The sequence below is a fragment of the Kistimonas scapharcae genome, assembly GCF_039540975.1.
Lineage (GTDB): Bacteria > Pseudomonadota > Gammaproteobacteria > Pseudomonadales > Endozoicomonadaceae > Kistimonas > Kistimonas scapharcae.
The window spans coordinates 1-752 of the sequence record NZ_BAABFL010000191.1 but is presented as its reverse complement, the minus strand read 5'-3'; the positions used below and the strand labels follow the sequence as shown (position 1 = coordinate 752).

The 752-nt window shown below is 50.0% G+C and carries 1 protein-coding gene; it reads right to left on the bottom strand.

Annotation, left to right across the window (positions count from 1 at the left end; translation table 11 throughout):
- Nucleotides 1–125: 125 nt before the first annotated feature.
- The gene (locus tag ABD892_RS10335) at nucleotides 126–653 is read right to left on the bottom strand and encodes an alanine racemase C-terminal domain-containing protein (protein ID WP_345195543.1); all 528 of its coding nucleotides are present in this window, start codon (nucleotides 651–653) and stop codon (nucleotides 126–128) included.
- Between the last annotated feature and the right edge of the window lie 99 nt (nucleotides 654–752).

The window sequence follows — 752 nt, the reverse complement described above, 5'->3', positions numbered from 1 at the left end:
TCAGGCGGTAATGGGAACATGGGGATGAGCTTAGGCGGCAGAACGTGAAATCGCCTTATGTACCGGTTTTTGAGTACTTACCTAGACAGCTATACGTCGATAACCATAGCTGCTTCATACCCTGCTCAGTTAACATAAACCTTGTCGTTCGTTTGTCCCCACTGGGTATAGATTTCAGGGAGGATCACATCCGCATGCTTCTCCCACTCTGACCCGAGAATGGCATCCTTCTTTTGCGCACCAAACAAGACGACTTCATCACCGGGTTTAACCCCTTTAATATCGGTCACGTCAATCATGGTGGTATTCATTGAGATCACGCCCTTGACCTTGGCGCGCTGGCCATTGATCAGTACGTCAGCGTTATTGCCCATCTTCCGAGGGTAGGAATCACTGTAACCGACAGGCAGGTTTGCCAAAACAGAGTCACGGGTCAGCTTAACCGTGGAGTCGTAGCCCACTGTCGCATCCTTGGGGAAATCCATCAATGATGCAACCTTGGTCTTGAACGAGAAGATAGGCAGGAATTCCGGATTCGTCGGCTGGTCGCCGTACAACACACCACCCGGACGCACCATATCAAAGTGCGCTTCCGGTACATTCAACGTCACAAAAGAGTTCGCGGCATGAATGGTCACATCTTCACGCTTCAAGCCTGCCTGCTTGATGATTGCATATTCTGGTTTACTTGAACACCGATTCTGGTCTACTTGAACACCCCCGTCACCTTACGTATTGGCGAGCCTGATTTT